The sequence below is a fragment of the Pseudomonas arvensis genome, from assembly GCF_056688935.1.
Genome location: NZ_CP162038.1, coordinates 2,035,519 through 2,053,411, shown reverse-complemented (window position 1 = coordinate 2,053,411; position 17,893 = coordinate 2,035,519). Strand labels below are relative to the sequence as shown.

Here is a 17,893-nt window from a genome sequence, read left to right as displayed (position 1 = left end):
GGTCACTGGATTGAGTCGATATCCAGCGGTTGCGCCCTCCCCAACTCGCTCTGCGTGGCGGGAGGGATACTGGCGATCTGAGTCCGCGTCTGATTTTCACGATGGCGGAACCAGCGCTTGAGGCAAGGTTGCAACGTGACGGAATGGGCATGGCTCCCGTAGATATCGCGGGCCTCAAGACGCCGCCAGCGCAGGGTTTGCAGGCGTTCGCGACTGCTGTTCAGGCGGTCGATCTCGGCGTTCAAGGGCTCGTGATATGCATAGGTCCGGTCGTTGGCTGGGCGATGTCGAGTCAATTCACGCCGCTTGTCTTGCAGTTGTTTGCGCATGGACGCCAGGGCATGGTCGAGCAGGTCGAATTCGCGCTGGGTCAACAGAGGGCCGTCGCTCTCCACCGCTTGTTGCCAGCGCCGCAACGTCGCCCAGGCGGCAGGTATGTAGCTGGCGGTCATGAAGTGCTGCTTGTATTGCACCAACTGTCTGATCAAACCTTCGCGGTCGGGCATATCCCCCTGCACTTGCAACGCCCGATTGCGGCCTGCCTCTTCGATGGACTCACAGCCGGGTTTCCAGAGTACCGACGAGTGCGTGCCATCGGGGAGCATGATCGGCATGAAGTGTTGCTGCTCGCCGTGATGCTGGTAAGGGTTGCCGCCGATGCGTACCAGACCTGCGGCGAACAACAGGCCACCCGCCGTGGGCGCGCTGAATAGCGTAACGGCACCGGGAATCCAGAGTTTCGCGGTGGTGTTCATCCAGGGTGCCGGGACGCTGGGGACGGGGTCGTTGTGGTTGACGATGCGGTGGTGGACCAGTGTGGAAGCGCCAGCGGTGAACGCGGAGTCGGCGGCACGGGGCGCGCCATAGGTATAGAGGAGGATGTTGTAGTTTGCATCGGGAATTCGTCGTAAGCCTTCAGCCAGAAGCAACGCAATCGCGCCGCCCAGGCTGTGGCCACACATCACAATGCGCTGGCCGGTGTGAAACTGATCGAGGTAGCGCAACACGAACTTACGTACTGCTCGGTACGCCTGATAGAAACCATCGTGCGCTTTGCCAACCCCCTCCGCGAAATGCACCTGGTGGGCGTTGGCATCGCGCAATCCATCTGCGGCACTGGCAGTCCCACGCACCGCTATCAGGATGACCTCATCGTGGTGAGTGATGAACGCTTGGGTATCAGTGCCGTCTTTTTCGTCATCGAAGAAATGCGAGCGCGCGGGGTGTTCCTGTTGATCGCCCAGTTCCGGGCGATTCTGGGGGTACAATGCAGGGTCGAACGGCAGGATTTCGAAGCGCCGGGAGTACGGGACTTCCTCATAGAGTGGGTAGAAACGCTGTGTTTGCTCAGGATCAACTCGCCACGCTTCCTGATGCCCAGCGAGCTGTTCGGCAAACAGATTCCCGACACTGGGATCCAGCGGAAAACGCACTTCATCCTGGGGTTTCTCCGGCGGCACCTGACCGAAGCTGCAATAGCTCAGTGATGCAAATAACGCCAACTGGTATAGGTTCAAGGCGCAGAAATCATCCTGCGTTGACAACATCGGGCGCAGGGCTCGAAGCGGGCGGACTTCAAGAACGGTGTGGTTATTGGGGAATAGTACGACCCCGAACAAGGTCGGCTGGGGAGGACCGAAGCTTAGGTCTGCCATCATTTTCAGGGCGTGGCGTTGGGGGCGGTGAGGTGAAGGTGCCACGGGCGGAAGATGAGCAATGTGACGAACGAAGTCACTCACTTCAACCTGGTAAAACTGATCGCCATTCTGACGGGAGTGACTAAGCCCGGTTCGCTTGCCAGTGGGATCTGAAAATTGCGTTTGCTCAGCTCTGACTTGGAGTTCGGTGATAGGTAATGGATATTTTTCTCGCGCCTGCAATGTCGAATAAAAGGTGCCCTTCGTCTCGAATTCAGCATCGAAAACCAGCACTACAGGACCACGGCAGTGCCCGTCTACACGGGCGAAACCGTCACCGTTCAGATGTCCTTTGTACGGCTGCCCCGCACTGTCAAAAACTTCATATTTAAGCCCTCCATAGGCTTTCCCTTCGCCTGATTCATCTACCAGGCAAAAACTCAACATGCCATCACGCAACGCACAGGCAGGCATTTTTTCATTAAAAAAGGGTTGCTTCCATTGTTCCATCGTCATGTCTGGATATCCTTATTCAGTACAAGTCGGGTATATGTCGCATATGCGCCCATCGGGCATTTTGAAAGGTTTGAAATCCGTAGTGTTACCCATGCAGAACGCGTACTGGTCCTCCAGACTCGCCCCTCGGCAACGTTTCCAGCCTTTAGGAAAACGAACCCAGTTATCACCCATGTAAGGTCGTTCTTCGTTAGTCAGGCCCAGCTTTATCAATATACTTTTCCGTCTCAATTCATCTCGCGAAAAACCTCCGCCAGCGTGGGTTGTACGCGTTTGCCCACTAGCGCCCAACGAATTACAGCTCAGAACCTTCCTCAATGCATGTATCGGCCCCACGGTCCGAAACAACCACTGACATTGCCACAACAACTCCTGAATCCCAGACTCAGGCATCCTCGGTATTTCTCCCGCTAAGCTATCGCGAATGGAAATACCCCCAATATCCCCCCCAACATCCCCATCCCGTGTCCCCCATTTCGCATAAAAATCAAACTCCACGCCACGCAACACCAGCGGGCACCCGTCCACTGTTTCATTCAGCGGCAAGTGATAACTCACCCGACTGGCCGCTGCTTTGTAGTCTGTAAAAAAGACCTTGCGCTCCGGCCGCTTGCCTCGGCGCCTTGGCAACGTGCAGGCCTCACCCGTCGCGGGCCCGTAATTGGCAGCTGTTTTAAGTTCAAATTGCGGCGGCAAATCCACCTGCAGCGTAAAGCTATCGACCGGCTTTGCCGCGCACCCCCACAGCCCCGCCATTCCCAGCGCAAGCGACACCCCCATGATGTGTCTAGTCATCGGTTTTCTCCATCCGGCGCCACTGCTGCAACACCCGTTGGAAATGATCTTCGGGGGGTTCTCCAGCGGTTGGCTGCCAACGAATACCACTGTCGCGAGTGGCCTCTTCCAACCGTCGCACCACCAGAAACTCAAGTTGTTCAGGCCTGCGCCATTGCCAAGCGCGAGCTTGTTCCAGCACCTGGGTCAGCCAGACTCTGGGGTCTTGGAATTCGACCAGCGCCGCCAGGCTTTCACTATGCTCAGCCAGCAGATAACGCAAGATATTGGCGTGCAAAATGGCGTGGGCATTTGGGTTGGGTATGTTCAGCCAAGGCACTGGATCAGGCACCGGATAGTCACCGGGCACCGGGTTGTTCCCACAGTGCCAGCGGCCTTCATGCCAGTAGCACACACTGATCAGCGGGCCAAGGAATGCTGGCCACTGCTCACTGCTCAGGTGGTTCAGCGCCCGCGCCAGCGTACGATTGTCGTGAAAGCGGTACAGCGCCTGGTTACCTTGCGGCCCGACCAGCAGCCGGTCGCGCCAATGTTGCGTCACGCCCGTCAGGTCCACGGTTGGCAAACTGCCCAACCAGCCCCAATTCGTCTCGGGGTTTTGAAGAAGATCCAGCAGCGCAGGCTCGCCGACCTGATCCAGCAACAGGATCAAGGGGCCCGCCGTGGCGATTTCCGCCAGCGGGGTTTGTGCGTAGAGGCTGCAATACTCGGGTAACCCCCGCGCTGCCAACATCGGCTGGCGGGCTGCGTTCTCGCCTTCAAGTATCAAGCACAACCTGCGCCCTGCCTGCAGTTGTTGGCTCATCCATTGGCTTGGAAGAGTGTCCATCAGGCCGCCCTCTCACTGACATTGCACAGCCCTTCTCGGCTGCACTCGCACACCGCACAGAAGTCCGCGCCCAGTTCCCTGGCCAAGTGCATGATGGCGCCCTGGACAACGGAGACTTTCGGGCGCTCAACAACCGATGCAGACTTCGCCGAACGGATGGCGGACGGTGTGCCACCCAAGGTGATGGGCCGACTGGCGAAAATGCCGCCCGCCTGGATAACCAGATGCTCTCCTCCGGCTTTGAAGCTCAGGTGCGCACCTGCGTCGATCACCAGGCTGACACCGGCCTTGAGATGCACCTGTTGCCCCGCTTCAATCACGAGGGTTTGCCCGACATACGTCTGGCTATCAGCCTGCACATCCAAGTGATCGCTGGCTTTAAGTACCACCTTGCGATCACCCGTGACGTGACGACGCTCTTCGCTTTCCAGGTGAACCGTGCTTACCCCCCGAATGATTTCCCGCCGCTCACCCGCGACTTCCAGGTGAGCGTCATGCCCCACCTGCTGCTCAAGATTCCGTTGAGCGCGGACGTAAATAAGTTCCTCGCCACGACGGTCTTCAACGTGCAACTCGTTGGAACCGCCGCCGCCCAGGGTACTGCGGCTGCGCAAGACACTGCGGGTCTTGTGTTGCGGCAAGGGGTAGGTCGGCATGTGCAACGCGTTGGGCAGGCAACCGTGGACCAACGGCTGGTCCGGGTCTCCTTCCAGAAACGTCACCAGTACTTCCATGCCCACCCGTGGGAGCATCGTGGTGCCAAACCCGTCACCGGCCCAAGCCGACGCCACCCGCACCCAACCACTGCTTTTGTCGTCGGTCTTGTCCAGCCGGTCCCAGTGAAACCGCACTTTCACCCGGCCGTACGCATCGCAATGCACCTCCTCACCGGCAGGCCCGGTCACCGTTGCGGTCTGGGTGCCGTTGATGGTCGGCTTGGGGTGTTTGAGGGGCGGTCGGTGCGTCGCCCTCCACGGTGTCGCCGTGAAGCGGTTGCGATACCCCTGGAAGGTGCCGTCCTCACCTACTGCCTCCTCCAGCACCTGCGGCTGATAGCCCTCATGACGGACCGAGGTAATCAACCACAAATCGTTGCAAAGCGGATCTGGATGGTCACGCAACTCAAGAAAGTGCCCACTGCACAGCGCCGGTTGGTCGCTTTTGCCCGACGCACGATAACGGTCGCGCTGGTGGCGTTCCAAGCCTCTGCGAGCCAGGCGCAAACCCCGTTCATGGCCACTGAACCCGGCGGGATAGCGGTAGTCTTCAAGGGATTGTTCTGCTGTGGAACCCGCAGCGGCCTGCAGGCGCAGGGACGGATGCTCGAAATCATGATTACGCCGCACCGTTTGCCCACTGCGGGTACGAAGCCGCACATCGAAACGCTGGATGACCCGAGTGTCAGCCTTCGGTCCGCCTGCTGGGGAATAACGCTGCGCGGGCAAGCGGCGAAACACAGTCTGGTCATCGCCAAACACCAGCACATGCGCGTCTGCGCTGTGACGGAAGTGGTAATGAATGCCCTCCTCTTCGCACAGCCGCTGGACGAACTGCAGATCGGTTTCCGCGTATTGCACACAGAACGTGCGCGGCGGGTACACCACCGGGCCCAGCTCAAAGACATGGCTGTCGGCCAAAATGCCGTGTTGTTCAAGGACTGTGGCGATGATCTGGGGAACGCTGCGCTGCTGGAAAATCCGCTGGTCGCGCCGGTGGGCAAGGTAGGCAAGACGCGGTGCCAGCGTCAGGTGGTAGCAGGTGAGTCTTCGACCCGGATCCTGCCGGCCGATCGCGTAAACCTGCCCGTGCAGGCCTTCGTTGGCTTCACCGAAATCCAGGTAGGCGGGTTGATGAAGCAACGCCTCCAGGTCAAGGTCGGGGTCTTCACTGACGCCCTTTATCTGGATGAAATACGGTTGATCGAGAAACTCCTGGCCTTTGAATTCAAGTACCTGGAAGTCTGTATTCATACAGGGAAATATCAACTTGAAACGTGAAGAAACAAACGCGTCAACCATCCTTTGTTACCCGCCAATGTTATTGCCAATCTGAATTTTTATCCGGCTGAACACTGAATAAATGCCGATAAAAAGCGCCTGAACGCCGCAAAGCTTAGCGATCCCAGGAAAAAAATCGGCCCTGTTAAAGTAAAAAAGAATTTTCGTACGGCAAAGCTAGAAGTGTCTTTTAGGAAACAAAGAATCGAGGCCCTAGACCACTGAATTAAAAAAAAGAAATCCCCTACAACAACTTGCAGTTAAATAACTAATAGATAGCGAAACGGCTGACAACCACTCAGGGCTTCAGCCGTTCAAACAGGTTTATGCCTGAGGCGATGCAGTCCCAAAAAGACTGACGCTCAGTAGCGTTTCAGCCTGCGTCTGCAAACGCACTGGCGCAGTGCCACCCGGCATCACCACCGCCACTTCACCACCTTCGACCCAACCCGCTCGCCACGCCGCACATGCCACGGCACTGGCGCTGGTGCCGGAGGACGCCGTGGGGCCCTCTCCCCGTTCGAACACCCGGGCAATAATCCGATTGCCGGACTGCCGGGCCGCCCACTGCAAATTGACCCCCGCCAAACAGGGCTGACCACTGCCTGCCGGGGGCGCAAAGGCTATTGCCTGCAGTTGTTCGAACAGCGCGGGCTGCTGCATCAGCAGGTTGTCCGGCAAGGCCGACACGTGCTCGACCAACGTCACGCAATGGGGATTGCCCACGCGCACAAACTGGCTGTGGGTCCACTGCGAGTCAATCGCCGCCAACGCTGTTACGTGGCTCAGTTCAGTACCGCCGAGCAACGCCTGCTCGACGCCGTGCGCGCCCACCGCCGACGGCCCGAAACCGGGCAAACCCAATGCCAGCCAGAAGCCCTGGCGGTGCTCATGGACGGCTGGCTCGACCCGCGTTGCTACCGGCGACCCCGCATCAGGTTTGTCATGATGCACGCGCAATTCACAAGCTTGGGTCATCAGGCCCTGGTCCGTGAGTGCCTGGGCAAAAATCGTCAGCCCGTTGCCACTGCGTTCGGCCAACGAGCCGTCGGTGTTGACGATCAACAGGTCAAACGGCGGCTCGGCCTGGAAAGGGCCAACCAGCAAGCCATCACATCGGTGGGCTTTCGCATTGGCTGGACGCGGCGTCGAACCCCAGTCGCACTCCGACGTTATCGCCAGGGACGCCCAATGCTCGCGAGCACACGCGGCCTGCGCGGCGCTATCGGGCAGCTCGATACCCCGGCCGCGTAAAAACGCAGGGCTGACTACGCCATAAATATTGCCCCGTGCATCATAGAACCGGGTCATGGCGCCGCCTGCCTGAAAATCTTCATCGTTTAGTCCGTTCGATTGCCTACACACTGGAACAGCAGCGTATTACACAACAAAGCGTTTGTGGGAACCCGGCTCGATCCCCAAGGCCTGATGTGCAAGGATGTCGCGCCGGACATCGTTCGTTGAACGCAAAACCAAGGATTCTTCATGACTGCCATCCCCACCTCAGCGCCCGTGGTTCCCGGGCGACTGGAACAAATGTCGACCCGTATCGCATTTTTCATTGCCGGCTTCGGTATTGCAGCCTGGGCGCCGCTGGTGCCCTATGCCAAGGCGCGTGCGGCGTTGAGTGATGGCACGCTGGGTCTGCTGTTGTTATGCCTGGGGGTGGGGTCGATCATCGCGATGCCGGCTGCGGGGGCGTTGGCATCACGCTACGGTTGCCGACGTGTACTGAGCGCCGGCACGGTCATGATCTGCCTGGCCTTGCCGATACTCGCCACGGTCAGCTCGATTCCGTTGCTGATCGCCGGGTTGTTTCTGTTTGGCGCGGGACTGGGCACGGTGGACTCCACGGTGAACCTGCAAGCCGTCATTGTTGAGCGCGCCAGTGGCAAAACCATGATGTCGGGCTTTCATGGTCTGTTCAGCCTGGGCGGCATCGTTGGGGCTGCGGGGGTTGCCGGGTTATTGGGGTTGGGCCTGTCGCCTCTGCAAGCAACGCTGGTAGTGATCGTCATCATGGCGGTGGCGCTGCTCAAGGCCGCGCCGCACTTGCTGCCCTACGGCAGTGAAAGTTCGGGCCCGGCGTTTGCGATCCCCCACGGCGTGGTGCTGTTTATTGGCTGCCTGTGCTTTATCGTTTTTCTTGCCGAGGGGGCGGTACTCGACTGGAGCGCGGTGTTCCTCAGCGCCGAGCGCGGGTTGGATGAAGCCTACGCCGGCCTGGGTTACGCCGCCTTCGCCTTGACCATGACCGCGGGACGCCTGACTGGCGATGCCATCGTACGGCGCCTGGGCGCTACGCGGGTGATTATGGCGGGGGGTTCCCTGGCAGCCGCCGGGGTCTTTCTCGCCACATTGTCGCCCGCCTGGGAGATGGCGTTGCTGGGTTACGCGCTGGTGGGGGCCGGCTGTTCAAATATCGTCCCGGTGCTCTACACCGCCGTCGGCAAGCAGACCCTCATGCCGGAGCATATCGCTGTACCCGCCATTACCACGCTGGGGTATGCCGGTATTCTGGCCGGGCCCGCCATGATCGGCTTCATTGCTCACGGCAGCAGCCTGGCAAGCGCCTTCCTGTTGATCGGTGGATTGCTGGTGGCCGTGGCAATCAGCGGAAAAATACTGCGGGTATAAATGAAATAGCGCATGAGCTTCTTGAGTCGCTCAAGAAGCTCCCTCAGAACGCGCGTTCAGAGGCCTTTTTCTTTTTTCTCGTTTTCCATCCAGCGGTCAACGCTGTAGTTCTTGATCCAGCCGTCATGGTTATGGCTGCCAAAAATATTGGTGCCGTTCGCCTTGTTACTGTCCAACGAGTCGAGCAAGCCTCGCTCAACCAAATTCTTGGTGATATACACCTGGTTCTCGCTGTATTTTTTCTTCGGGAACCCGGTCGCCGGATCCCGCACGGTCTGACCATTTTTATCCGTTTCGTCAGGGTCCTTGCTCATCTCGATAATCGTGTCTTTTTTTACATAGCGGTGCTTCTCAAAAAAGAAACTGTAGTCTTCCGACCTATCGCGTATGTCATCAAACATGGCTCTGAATGCCTGGACCAGCTGCAGATCGGTTTTCGCATGGTACGGATCTGCGCTCTGGGTGTTGGGGTTGGTATTGCCAACCAATGAACCAGAGGCCTTGGACAGACTTTCAGCGGTGAGGTGTCGATCCTTTCCAAGCACCGCCTGGTTCAAACGCGGGCGGTTGACTGTCTCCCGAAACAGCATGATGACGCGCTCGGGGACCGCGCTGGTGCTCGGGTCCTCGCTCGCGATCTTGTGCATCGATTGCTGGGTCAGGTGCCCGTCTTCCTTGAATGCATCCAGTACTGGCAACTTCAGATTGTTACTCAAGTCGGTCGCCAGCAGGTGGTCGTCCGAACTGACGTAAGGATTCCCGACTTTCGACATGCCACCGTACATGTTCTGACCGTCAAAATGCCGGGCGGCACCGTTGGCGAATCGATCGGAATAAGGCTGTGCAACGGGGAGTGGCTTGCCCAGCGCACGCGAATCTACCGAAAATCGAGCATGCCCCCCGCCTCCCGGTAGCGCATCAGCGGCTTTCGGTACTGTACGTAATAAATCATTAACCCTGCTAATCATGGTTCTTCTCCACTAAATGTTGACTCCATCGCCTAAGCACTGACACAGGCTGAGTGGCGTTCATGCATCAGGGGTTCCTCCGAAAGGCCGAGCAAAATTCGACTAACTGTAACCATCTGCCCGCCCAGGGACCGACTCGCATCACCCCGGCATACTTAACGCCTGTGCAGCTTGAGCTTGCTCCAGATACTCGGGAAGAGTGAGCACAGCGAACTGGACGCCTGTTCTTCTGCCACCGTTCGAGCGCCCTTGTCGAAATCCTCGGCGGTAGGTGCCTTGAAGCTGCTCTTGGGCGACGACGTGAGATTGACCTGCGGGGGTGGCATGACCAGCGTCGCAGCGTTGTACTGGGCGTGGCGGGGTTCAAATGATGGCGAATTCATGGTCAAGACCTTATCCGATAGATAAAGGCACCCGCCGATAGCCAGTGGCGGAGGTCGTTTTCTAAGCCGTGGCGTTGCGTAGATGATGTGTTCATGATTGAACGTGCGGCTCATGCATGCGCATTTGACTGCCGGGTGCCCCGTGCTGCGCGGCACGAGGCAGTCGGGTGGTCTAACCCAGCAGGCTCAGCAGCTTCAACAGTTCGGATCGCGTAGCCTTTCCGTCACGCAACGGTCCAAAAATATTGTCCATCAATCCACCCAGGTTCGAGCGCGCCATGACCTCCTTGGACAATTGGATGAGATGATCCCTATGCCGATCACCGGTCAAAGGTTGCGACGCGAGTTTTTCGAACGTACTCAGCTCTATTGAACGGTTCCAGAACCCCCCCTTCAATGCATTAAAATGCCTGAGCACGTCCAAGACGATGTCTTTGTCGGTGGCGAGTTTCAAGGGGTTGTCGGAACGCAGATAGCTCTTGATGTCATTCCTGGACAAGCGGTTATCCAATTCACCTGTCCGACCGTTTCGATCCAAGGCCTGCATCAGTTCCGGACGGCGCACCAGCTCTCTTGCCAGGCGAATATTGCTGTCAATGTGCGGATTACCGGTCAATGGGCGAGCCGCCATATTGTGTACGCTTTGGGTCGTGACCTCTCGCGACGGCCATGGGCCCCGAAAGGCATCATAATTTTTCAATAACTGCTCGGCCAGTTGCTCTCCAGTTCGCTTGGAATAATGAGGATCCGGCAGCGAGGGATTCGGACGCGGTGGCGGGCCTGGATTTGGTCGCACGCCCTCAGGCAGCGGACGCGGCGGTGGGCCCGGATTTGGCCGCACCCCCTCCGGAAGCGGACGTAACGGTGGGCCCGGGCGCAAGTGGCCGTGGCACGGTGCCGGGTGCCTCGGTGCGCTATCAAACATCAGCCCGGATTGGCGGCTTTGAGTGTTGAAGGTCACGCCTACCGTCTGCTGGCGACTTACAGACGGATGAGGTTGCGCAGGACCGGACGGGGCACCTGCGTGTGCGTCGTGATTGGGGGACTGTGTAGCAGGTTGGTTGAGTACTGATACCGACATTGAGCTCTCCAGTTCGGTTTTTTCAGGCGCCTCACCTCGCGGACCCAGCCCTCGACGTCAACTAACCGTCAAAAAAACCAGCGCAAGCAGGCTCTTTCTGTGTGGCAGGACAGGGGAAGTCGGTTCCTGAAAGTGCTGAAGTTTTCCAATACCTCGTAGGAAGAGCCCATACAGGCGCGTGCCGTGCAACCTGTGCATGGCCGCCCCTGGTCGGGAGGGGCGGCAACATCTGGATGTCAGCGCAGAATCAAAACCCGACGCTCGCCTGCACAAAGAACGTACGCGGCTCGCCCAGGTACAGCCCGGCGTTGTTGTCGCTGGAGCGCGTGTAGTGCTGCTGGTCAAACAGGTTTTTCACGCCTACGCCCAGTTTCAGGTTCGACAGGTGCTCGCCGAAGTCATACCCGCTGCGCACGTTGACTGAAACATAACCGGGGATATCACCGTATTGGCCGTCTGCCGTGCCTTGGGTGACGTAGGTGCTGGTGGTGCCCGGTGCGCGCTGGCCGGACTGGGCGTAAACGTCCAGGTTATGGGTCCAGCGGTTGACGTCGTAGCGCAGGCCCAACGTGGCCACTTCCCGTGAATACAACGGCAGGTCACGGCCCTTGAAGGGTACGTCACCTTCGGAGGTGGCCTTGGTGTAGGTGAAACCGGCATTGGCGGTCAGGCCGTCCAGGCGTGGGTCCAGGTTCGACAGGTCATAGTGAGCCGACGCTTCGATGCCGGTGTGCTTGGTGGCGCCCAAGTTGGTCCAGCCCACGGCATTGCTGACGTATTGCAGTTCATCCGAGAAGTCGATGTAGAAGTACGTCAGTTCGCCGCCCCACACGCTGTCGTTGTAGCGAGTACCGACCTCGTAAGTCTTGGCCTTTTCCGGGTTCAGGCCGTTGGCGGTCTGGTCGCCGGTTCCGCCCTGGCCCAGTTGGAAGTACTGCAGGCTGCCGAAAGACGTTTCGTAGTTGGCGAACAACTTCCAGGCATCGGAGAGGTGGTACATCACGCTCAAGGCCGGCAGGGGTTCGTTGTTGTGGACCTCGCGGCGTTTTTCCGAGGTGCGGGTGCCGTTCAGTGCAACCACTGGGCGGTCGTGCCACTCGGTGCGGATATCTTCGAAGCGAATTCCAGGCGTCACCGTCCACTTGCCGATATCGATTTTGTTATCAATATAGAACGCGTTGGCTTCGGTACCGCCTGTGCGGTCTTGATACACGTGGCCGTCACTCTGCCCTCCCGGTGTCGGCACGTTGTTGATCAGGTTCAGGCTGGTGGCCTGCTCATGCATGCCTTCTTTGAGGTAGCGATAACCGACGCTGACTTCCTGGGTGCTGGGGCCCACATCGAACACATGGGACACCCGCGGCTCGATGCCGAACGTGTAGTAGGTGCGCGGGTAGGAACCCAGGATCGCGAGGTCGCGGTTGGCGATGTTGCTGCCACGGAAACTGTCGGAGTAGTAGGTCAGCACTTCGGCCTGGGTACGGTCGTCGATCTGCCGGATGTACTTGAAGGACACATCCTTGCGCCGCCCGCTGAAATTGTCCCAGTCGCGCACCGACTGGTACGGGTTGGCGTCGAACTGCTTCTGGGTGAGGCCGCCGGGCATGTCGGCGCTGGCGTCGTAGTAGTGGAAGTTCAGCGAGAAGTCGTCTTGATCGGTGGGTGCCCAGTGGGTCTTGAGGATTACGTCGTCGATGTCGTTGGAGTTGTTGCTGTTGCGATAACCGTTGCCATTGACCCCGGAGTACAGCAGCGCAACGCCGATGCCGTTGTCGGCCGTGCCGCCGATGAAGGCGTTCTCGATGTGCTTCCAACCGCCATGGGCGGAGGTTTGCAGGGTGGTGCCGACCTCGCCGGAAAATGTCTGCGGGATCGCACGGGTCACGAAGTTGATCACGCCGCCGACGTTCTGCGGCCCATAACGCACGGAGCCGGCGCCACGCACCACGTCGATGCTGTCCAGGTTACCGGCGGAAATCGGCGCCATCGACAGCTGTGGCTGGCCGTACGGCGCGAACGCCGCCGGCACGCCATCGATCAGCACCGTGGAGCGTGGCGACAGGCGTGACGTCAGGCCGCGCACGCCGACGTTGAGGGAAATATCGCTGCCGCCGGTGCCGTTGGATTCCTGCACCTGCACGCCAGGCACGCGACGCAGCACGTCACCGACGTTCATCGCGCCCTGCTCCACCATGGCTTCACGGCGAATCACCGTGCGGGCGCCAGGATGGTTTTGCACCACTTCGGCATTGGCATCGCCGAGCCAGTCGCCGACCACGCGGATGTCGGTGGCGCCCAATTCCACGGGAGAACCGGCCTCACCCGTGCCGACGCTCAGCGGGCGCAGGGTCACGGAACCGGCGTCGATCTGATAGTCCAGGCCACTGCCTTGCAGCAGTTGGCGCAGGGCTTGTTCGGGAGAGAGGTTGCCGTCGACAGCAGGTGACTGTTTGCCCGCGACCATGTCGGGGCTGAAAAACACCTGCAAGGACGTTTGCTGGCCCAACTGGCTCAGCGCCGCGCCCAGGGGCTGGGCCTGGATATGGATAGCGTCGGCCGCATAGGCCGCAGGCAGTGCGGCGCTGACGGCAAGTGCCAGGGCCAATGGCGCCCAACGGGAGATTTTATTGTTGTTAACGGCGAGTATTTTCACGTCTGACCCAGTCCTGTGATCGCAAGAGTATGCGGCTGTTAATGCAAACCAGTTGCAGCTGCAGGAGAAGACGATGAACGCGGAAAAAACCTGAATATCAGCGTGAAATAATTTCCTGGCTGCCATCCGGCAGGGTTCGCAGGGCTACCGGCAGGATGTGCGGCAATGCTTTGAGCAAGGCATCGGTGTCGTTGGCTTTGAACACGCTGGTCAGCCGCAGGTTACCGACGGCAGGCGAGCTGACGCGCAGCGGTTGCTCGCGGTAGCGCGACACTTCCCGTGCCACTTCCCCCAGCGTCGCGTCGTTGAACACCAGTTTGCCGCTGCGCCAGGCCGTCAGCTCATCGGTATTCACGGCGTAGGACGCCGCCACCAGCCCTTTGCGGTCCACATGCGTCCCCAGGCCCGCCGTCAGTGTCACCACCTCATCCGGTGAACGCCCTTGGACCTTCACGGTGCCGGCCTCAACCATCACCCGGGTCTGGTCGTCATCGCGGCGCACATCAAAGCGCGTGCCGGTGACCGTCACCTGCCCTGCCCCGGCCGCGACGACAAAGGGGCGGCTGGTGTCGTGCTCGACGCTGAACATGGCTTCGCCCTGTTTAAGCTCCACACCGCGCCGGCTTTTTTCGTAGTGCACCGCCACCACGCTGCGGCTGTTCAACTCCATCACCGAACCGTCCGGCAGTGCCACCTGGCGATGCTCACCCAGGCGCGTGCTGAACTCGGCACTGTAGGGCTTCGGATGATCAAGGCCACTGAACAGGCCCAGCCCCAGGGCAATCGCGACCACACTGGCCGCGACGGCATAACGCAGCACGGCCCGCCGCTTGGGAGGCGCCTCGCATAACGCCTGCAAACGGGCCTTGGGCAGCAGGTCGGTGGCACTCCACAGGCCTTGCAGCACATCGAATTCATACTGGTGTTCGGGGCTTTCAGCGCGCCACGCGTCGAAACGCTGGCGCTCGGTGGCGTCCAGCTCGGCGTCTTGCAGGCGTACAAACCATTGCGCGGCTTCATCGCGGACACGGCTATCCATCATGGAAGGTCCTGTTTCAGAGCGAGCTTGAGTCATGGGGCCAGCGCGTCCAGGCGGTCACGCAGATGCCGCAGGGTGCGGATCATATACTTTTCCACCATGTTCTTGGACAACCCCAGGCGTTCGGCGATTTCCTGCTGGGTGAGGCCCTCGATTTTCTGCCAGATAAAAATCTTGCGGCAGTTGAGCGGTAACTCGGCCAAGGCCCGCTCGATGGATTGCGCCAACTGGATCGCGTGCATGGCATGCTCCGGGTCGCCACTGTGGGGTGAGCGCTGATCAAAGTCTTCCAGGGCGATGGCGTCGCGGCGGTCCTCGCGGCGGTAGGCGTCCACCGCGATGTTGCGCGCCGTTTGATGCAAATAGGCGCGCGGTTGCGTGATGTCGGTGGAGGTGGACTCAAGCACCCGCACAAAGGTGTCGTGGGCCAGGTCTTCGGCCTGCTGACGGTTTCTCAGGCGGCGCGTCCAGGTTCCGATCAACTCTTCGTAGTGCTCGAAAAAGCCTGTTCTGCGGGGCGGCTGAGGGATCATCGCGGAAGCACTGGGGAGGCGGGGCGTGAATAGTAATGCTTCCTATTAAGTCGAGCAATTGCTACCTGTCGCCCGCCGGCTGCCCCGTGGATGAACTTACCTTGTGCGCCATCAGTCAGCTAACTGAACTCATCAATTAACAGGCTGGGTGGGCAATGCACATCTCGTTGGAGCAACAAGTGGCACTGGTGACGGGCGCCAGTTCCGGAATCGGCGCTGGCGCGGCCAAGGCCCTGGCGCAGGCCGGGGCTGCGGTGGTGCTGAACTACAACCGCCAGGCCGCCCCGGCGCAAGCACTGGCGGCGCAGATCAACGCCGACGGCGGCCGGGCGATTGCCCTTGGCGCCGACGTGTCCAAAGAGGCCGATGTAGAACGGCTGTTCGCCCAGACCCTCGATGCGTTCGGCCACTTGGATATCCTGGTGGCCAACTCCGGCATGCAGAAGGACGCCGCCGTGGTCGACATGACCCTCGACGACTGGAACAGCGTGATCGGCGTCAATCTCACCGGCCAGTTCCTCTGTGCCCGCGCCGCGCTGCGTATCTTCAACCGCCAGGGCATCCGTGAAGGTGTGTCGCGGGCGGCGGGAAAAATCATCCACATGAGTTCGGTGCACCAACTGATCCCCTGGGCCGGGCATGTGAATTACGCCGCGTCCAAAGGCGGCGTGGAGATGCTGATGCGCAGCCTCGCCCAGGAAGTCAGCGAACAGCGCATCCGCATCAACGGCATCGCGCCAGGGGCGATTCGCACGGCGATCAACCGCGCCGCCACCGAAGGCGCGGCGGAAAAAGAGCTGCTCAAGTTAATTCCATATGGCCGCGTCGGCGATGTGGAAGACGTGGCCAACGCCGTGGTCTGGCTGGCCAGCGACGCCTCCGACTATGTGGTCGGCAGCACCTTGTTCATTGATGGCGGCATGAGCCTGTATCCGGAGTTTCGTGGCAATGGTTGATTTGAAGAAGGTTGATTTAAAAAACGAAGCCCAGAGCGCCATCGATGCCCACGGCATCATCGGCGACATGCGCAGCGCCGCGCTGGTGAACGATAAAGGCAGCATCGACTTTTTCTGCTGGCCGGAATTCGACAGCCCGTCGATCTTTTGCGCGCTGCTCGACACCCCCGACGCCGGCATCTTCCAACTCACGCCTGACCTGCCCAACGCCCGCCGCGAACAGATCTACCTGCCGGACACCAATGTGCTGCAAACCCGCTGGCTCAGCGATGAAGCCGTGGTGGAAATCACCGACCTGCTCAGCATCAGCGAAGAAGTCGATGACCTGCCCCTGCTGATCCGCCGGATACGCGTGGTCAGCGGCCAGGCCAACATTCACCTGCGCTGCGCCGTGCGCCACGACTATGCACGCACGCCAACCAACGCCTCCCTCGATAACGGCACTGTGTGCTTCAACGCCGATGGCCAGCCCGGTATGCGTCTGTCGAGCAGCCATCCATTGCAACTCGAAGACAACGCGGCCGTGGCGAGCTTTACCCTGACTCAGGAAGAAGGCGCCGAATTTGTCCTCGGCGGCCAGGACGATGAACGTGTCGACAGTCGCTGTACCGACCTGGCGCTGGCTCACACCTTGAAGTTCTGGCGTGGCTGGATCGCCCAATCGAACTACCGCGGGCGCTGGCGCGAAATGGTCAACCGCTCGGCGTTGGCGCTCAAACTTCTGACCTCGCGCAAACACGGCGCAATCATTGCTGCCGCCACCTTCGGGCTGCCGGAATCACCCGGCGGCGAGCGCAACTGGGACTACCGCTACACCTGGATCCGCGATGCGTCGTTTACCGTCTACGCCTTTATGCGCCTGGGTTTTGTCGACGAGGCCAATGCCTACATGCGTTGGCTCAAGGGCCGGGTCAGCGACTGCTGCGGCCAGCCGACCAAAATCAACATCCTCTACGGCATTGACGGTCGCCAGGAGTTGCCTGAAACCCACCTGGATCACCTGAGTGGCCACGGTGGCGCCAGGCCGGTGCGCATCGGCAATGAAGCGGTCGACCAGATCCAGCTGGATATTTATGGGGAGTTGATGGACGCGGTGTACCTCGTCAACAAGTACGGCGAAGCCATCTCCCACGAGGGCTGGAAACACACGGTAGAAGTCGTCGATCAGGTCTGCGAAATCTGGGACCAGAAAGACGTGGGCATCTGGGAAATGCGCGGCGAGCAACACCACTTCCTGCATTCGCGACTGATGTGCTGGGTGGCCCTGGACCGCGCAATCCGCCTGGCTTCCAAACGCTCGTTGCCGGCGCCATTTGCGCGCTGGGACAAGACGCGCCAGGCGATCTACGCCGACATCTGGAGCAATTTCTGGAACGACGAACGCGGGCATTTTGTGCAGCACATCGGCAGCACGGCGCTGGACGGTTCGATGCTGCTGATGCCACTGGTGCGCTTCGTCGCGGCCACCGACCCGCGCTGGTTGAGCACCCTGGACGCGATCCAGAAAAGCCTGGTGCGTGACGGCATGGTCTACCGCTACCGCAACGACGACAGCCAGATCGACGGCCTGCAAGGCACCGAAGGCGCATTTACCGCGTGCTCGTTCTGGTACGTCGAATGCCTGGCCCGCGCCGGCCAGGTGGAGAAAGCCCACCTGGAATTCGAACAACTGCTGCGCTACGCCAACCCACTGGGGCTGTACGCCGAAGAGTTCGACAGCCAGGCACGACATTTGGGCAACACGCCACAAGCGTTGAGCCATTTGGCGCTGATCAGCGCGGCGACGTTCCTGGACCGCAAGTTGAGTGGGGAGAAAACGGTGTGGCAACCTTGAGAGCTGGTCGGTAAGGCGCCGATGCATCGCACTCC

The 17,893-nt window shown here is 60.0% G+C and carries 14 protein-coding genes; 3 read left to right on the top strand and 11 right to left on the bottom strand.

What is annotated here, in order from left to right:
- Nucleotides 1-2 precede the first annotated feature (2 nt).
- From AB3G88_RS09505 to AB3G88_RS09485, 5 genes are all read right to left on the bottom strand, one after another.
- Nucleotides 3-2,153: a lipase family protein gene (locus AB3G88_RS09505; RefSeq protein WP_480453791.1), complete on the bottom strand. Its 2,151-nt coding sequence runs from the start codon at nt 2,151-2,153 to the stop codon at nt 3-5.
- A gap of 12 nt (nt 2,154-2,165) precedes the next feature.
- Nucleotides 2,166-2,948 carry a hypothetical protein gene (locus AB3G88_RS09500; protein WP_480453790.1) on the bottom strand — a complete coding sequence of 261 codons (783 nt, stop codon included), beginning with the start codon at nt 2,946-2,948 and terminating at the stop codon, nt 2,166-2,168.
- Nucleotides 2,941-3,777, bottom strand: a complete 837-nt coding sequence (locus AB3G88_RS09495) for a DUF4123 domain-containing protein (RefSeq protein WP_480453789.1) — start codon at nt 3,775-3,777, stop codon at nt 2,941-2,943. Before AB3G88_RS09495 ends, AB3G88_RS09500 begins: the two co-directional genes overlap by 8 nt.
- Nucleotides 3,777-5,795 carry a type VI secretion system Vgr family protein gene (locus AB3G88_RS09490; RefSeq protein ID WP_480453788.1) on the bottom strand — a complete coding sequence of 673 codons (2,019 nt, stop codon included), beginning with the start codon at nt 5,793-5,795 and terminating at the stop codon, nt 3,777-3,779. The genes AB3G88_RS09495 and AB3G88_RS09490 overlap by 1 nt, the downstream gene beginning before the upstream one ends.
- A gap of 303 nt (nt 5,796-6,098) precedes the next feature.
- Nucleotides 6,099-7,085: a diaminopimelate epimerase gene (locus tag AB3G88_RS09485; RefSeq protein WP_480453787.1), complete on the bottom strand. Its 987-nt coding sequence runs from the start codon at nt 7,083-7,085 to the stop codon at nt 6,099-6,101.
- Nucleotides 7,086-7,259: 174 nt separating this feature from the next.
- On the opposite strand from AB3G88_RS09485, the gene AB3G88_RS09480 reads away from it, so the two are divergent.
- Nucleotides 7,260-8,411: an MFS transporter gene (locus AB3G88_RS09480; protein WP_480453786.1), complete on the top strand. Its 1,152-nt coding sequence runs from the start codon at nt 7,260-7,262 to the stop codon at nt 8,409-8,411.
- A gap of 56 nt (nt 8,412-8,467) precedes the next feature.
- On the opposite strand, the gene AB3G88_RS09475 is transcribed toward AB3G88_RS09480, so the two are convergent.
- The 6 genes from AB3G88_RS09475 to AB3G88_RS09450 all read right to left on the bottom strand — a co-directional run bounded on the left by AB3G88_RS09475 (nt 8,468) and on the right by AB3G88_RS09450 (nt 15,068).
- Complete coding sequence (locus tag AB3G88_RS09475; protein WP_250926463.1) at nt 8,468-9,379, bottom strand: hypothetical protein; 912 nt, start codon at nt 9,377-9,379, stop codon at nt 8,468-8,470.
- Between the two features lie 155 nt (nt 9,380-9,534).
- On the bottom strand, nt 9,535-9,762 hold the full coding sequence (locus tag AB3G88_RS09470; RefSeq protein ID WP_480453784.1) for a hypothetical protein: 228 nt from the start codon (nt 9,760-9,762) through the stop codon (nt 9,535-9,537).
- Nucleotides 9,763-9,934: 172 nt separating this feature from the next.
- Entirely contained in the window at nt 9,935-10,393 is a 459-nt protein-coding gene (locus AB3G88_RS09465) for a hypothetical protein (RefSeq protein WP_480453782.1), read from the bottom strand.
- A 697-nt stretch (nt 10,394-11,090) separates the two neighbouring features.
- On the bottom strand, nt 11,091-13,496 hold the full coding sequence (locus AB3G88_RS09460; RefSeq protein ID WP_480453780.1) for a TonB-dependent siderophore receptor: 2,406 nt from the start codon (nt 13,494-13,496) through the stop codon (nt 11,091-11,093).
- Nucleotides 13,497-13,593: 97 nt separating this feature from the next.
- Entirely contained in the window at nt 13,594-14,538 is a 945-nt protein-coding gene (locus AB3G88_RS09455) for a FecR family protein (RefSeq protein ID WP_480453779.1), read from the bottom strand.
- 29 nt (nt 14,539-14,567) lie between these two features.
- Entirely contained in the window at nt 14,568-15,068 is a 501-nt protein-coding gene (locus tag AB3G88_RS09450; RefSeq protein WP_099584858.1) for a sigma-70 family RNA polymerase sigma factor, read from the bottom strand.
- A 155-nt stretch (nt 15,069-15,223) separates the two neighbouring features.
- On the opposite strand from AB3G88_RS09450, the gene AB3G88_RS09445 reads away from it, so the two are divergent.
- The gene (locus tag AB3G88_RS09445) at nt 15,224-16,024 is read left to right on the top strand and encodes a glucose 1-dehydrogenase (RefSeq protein ID WP_112194452.1); all 801 of its coding nucleotides are present in this window, start codon (nt 15,224-15,226) and stop codon (nt 16,022-16,024) included.
- Nucleotides 16,017-17,858, top strand: coding sequence for a glycoside hydrolase family 15 protein (locus AB3G88_RS09440; protein WP_480453777.1), 1,842 nt, complete (start codon nt 16,017-16,019; stop codon nt 17,856-17,858). Before AB3G88_RS09445 ends, AB3G88_RS09440 begins: the two co-directional genes overlap by 8 nt.
- Nucleotides 17,859-17,893: the final 35 nt, after the last annotated feature.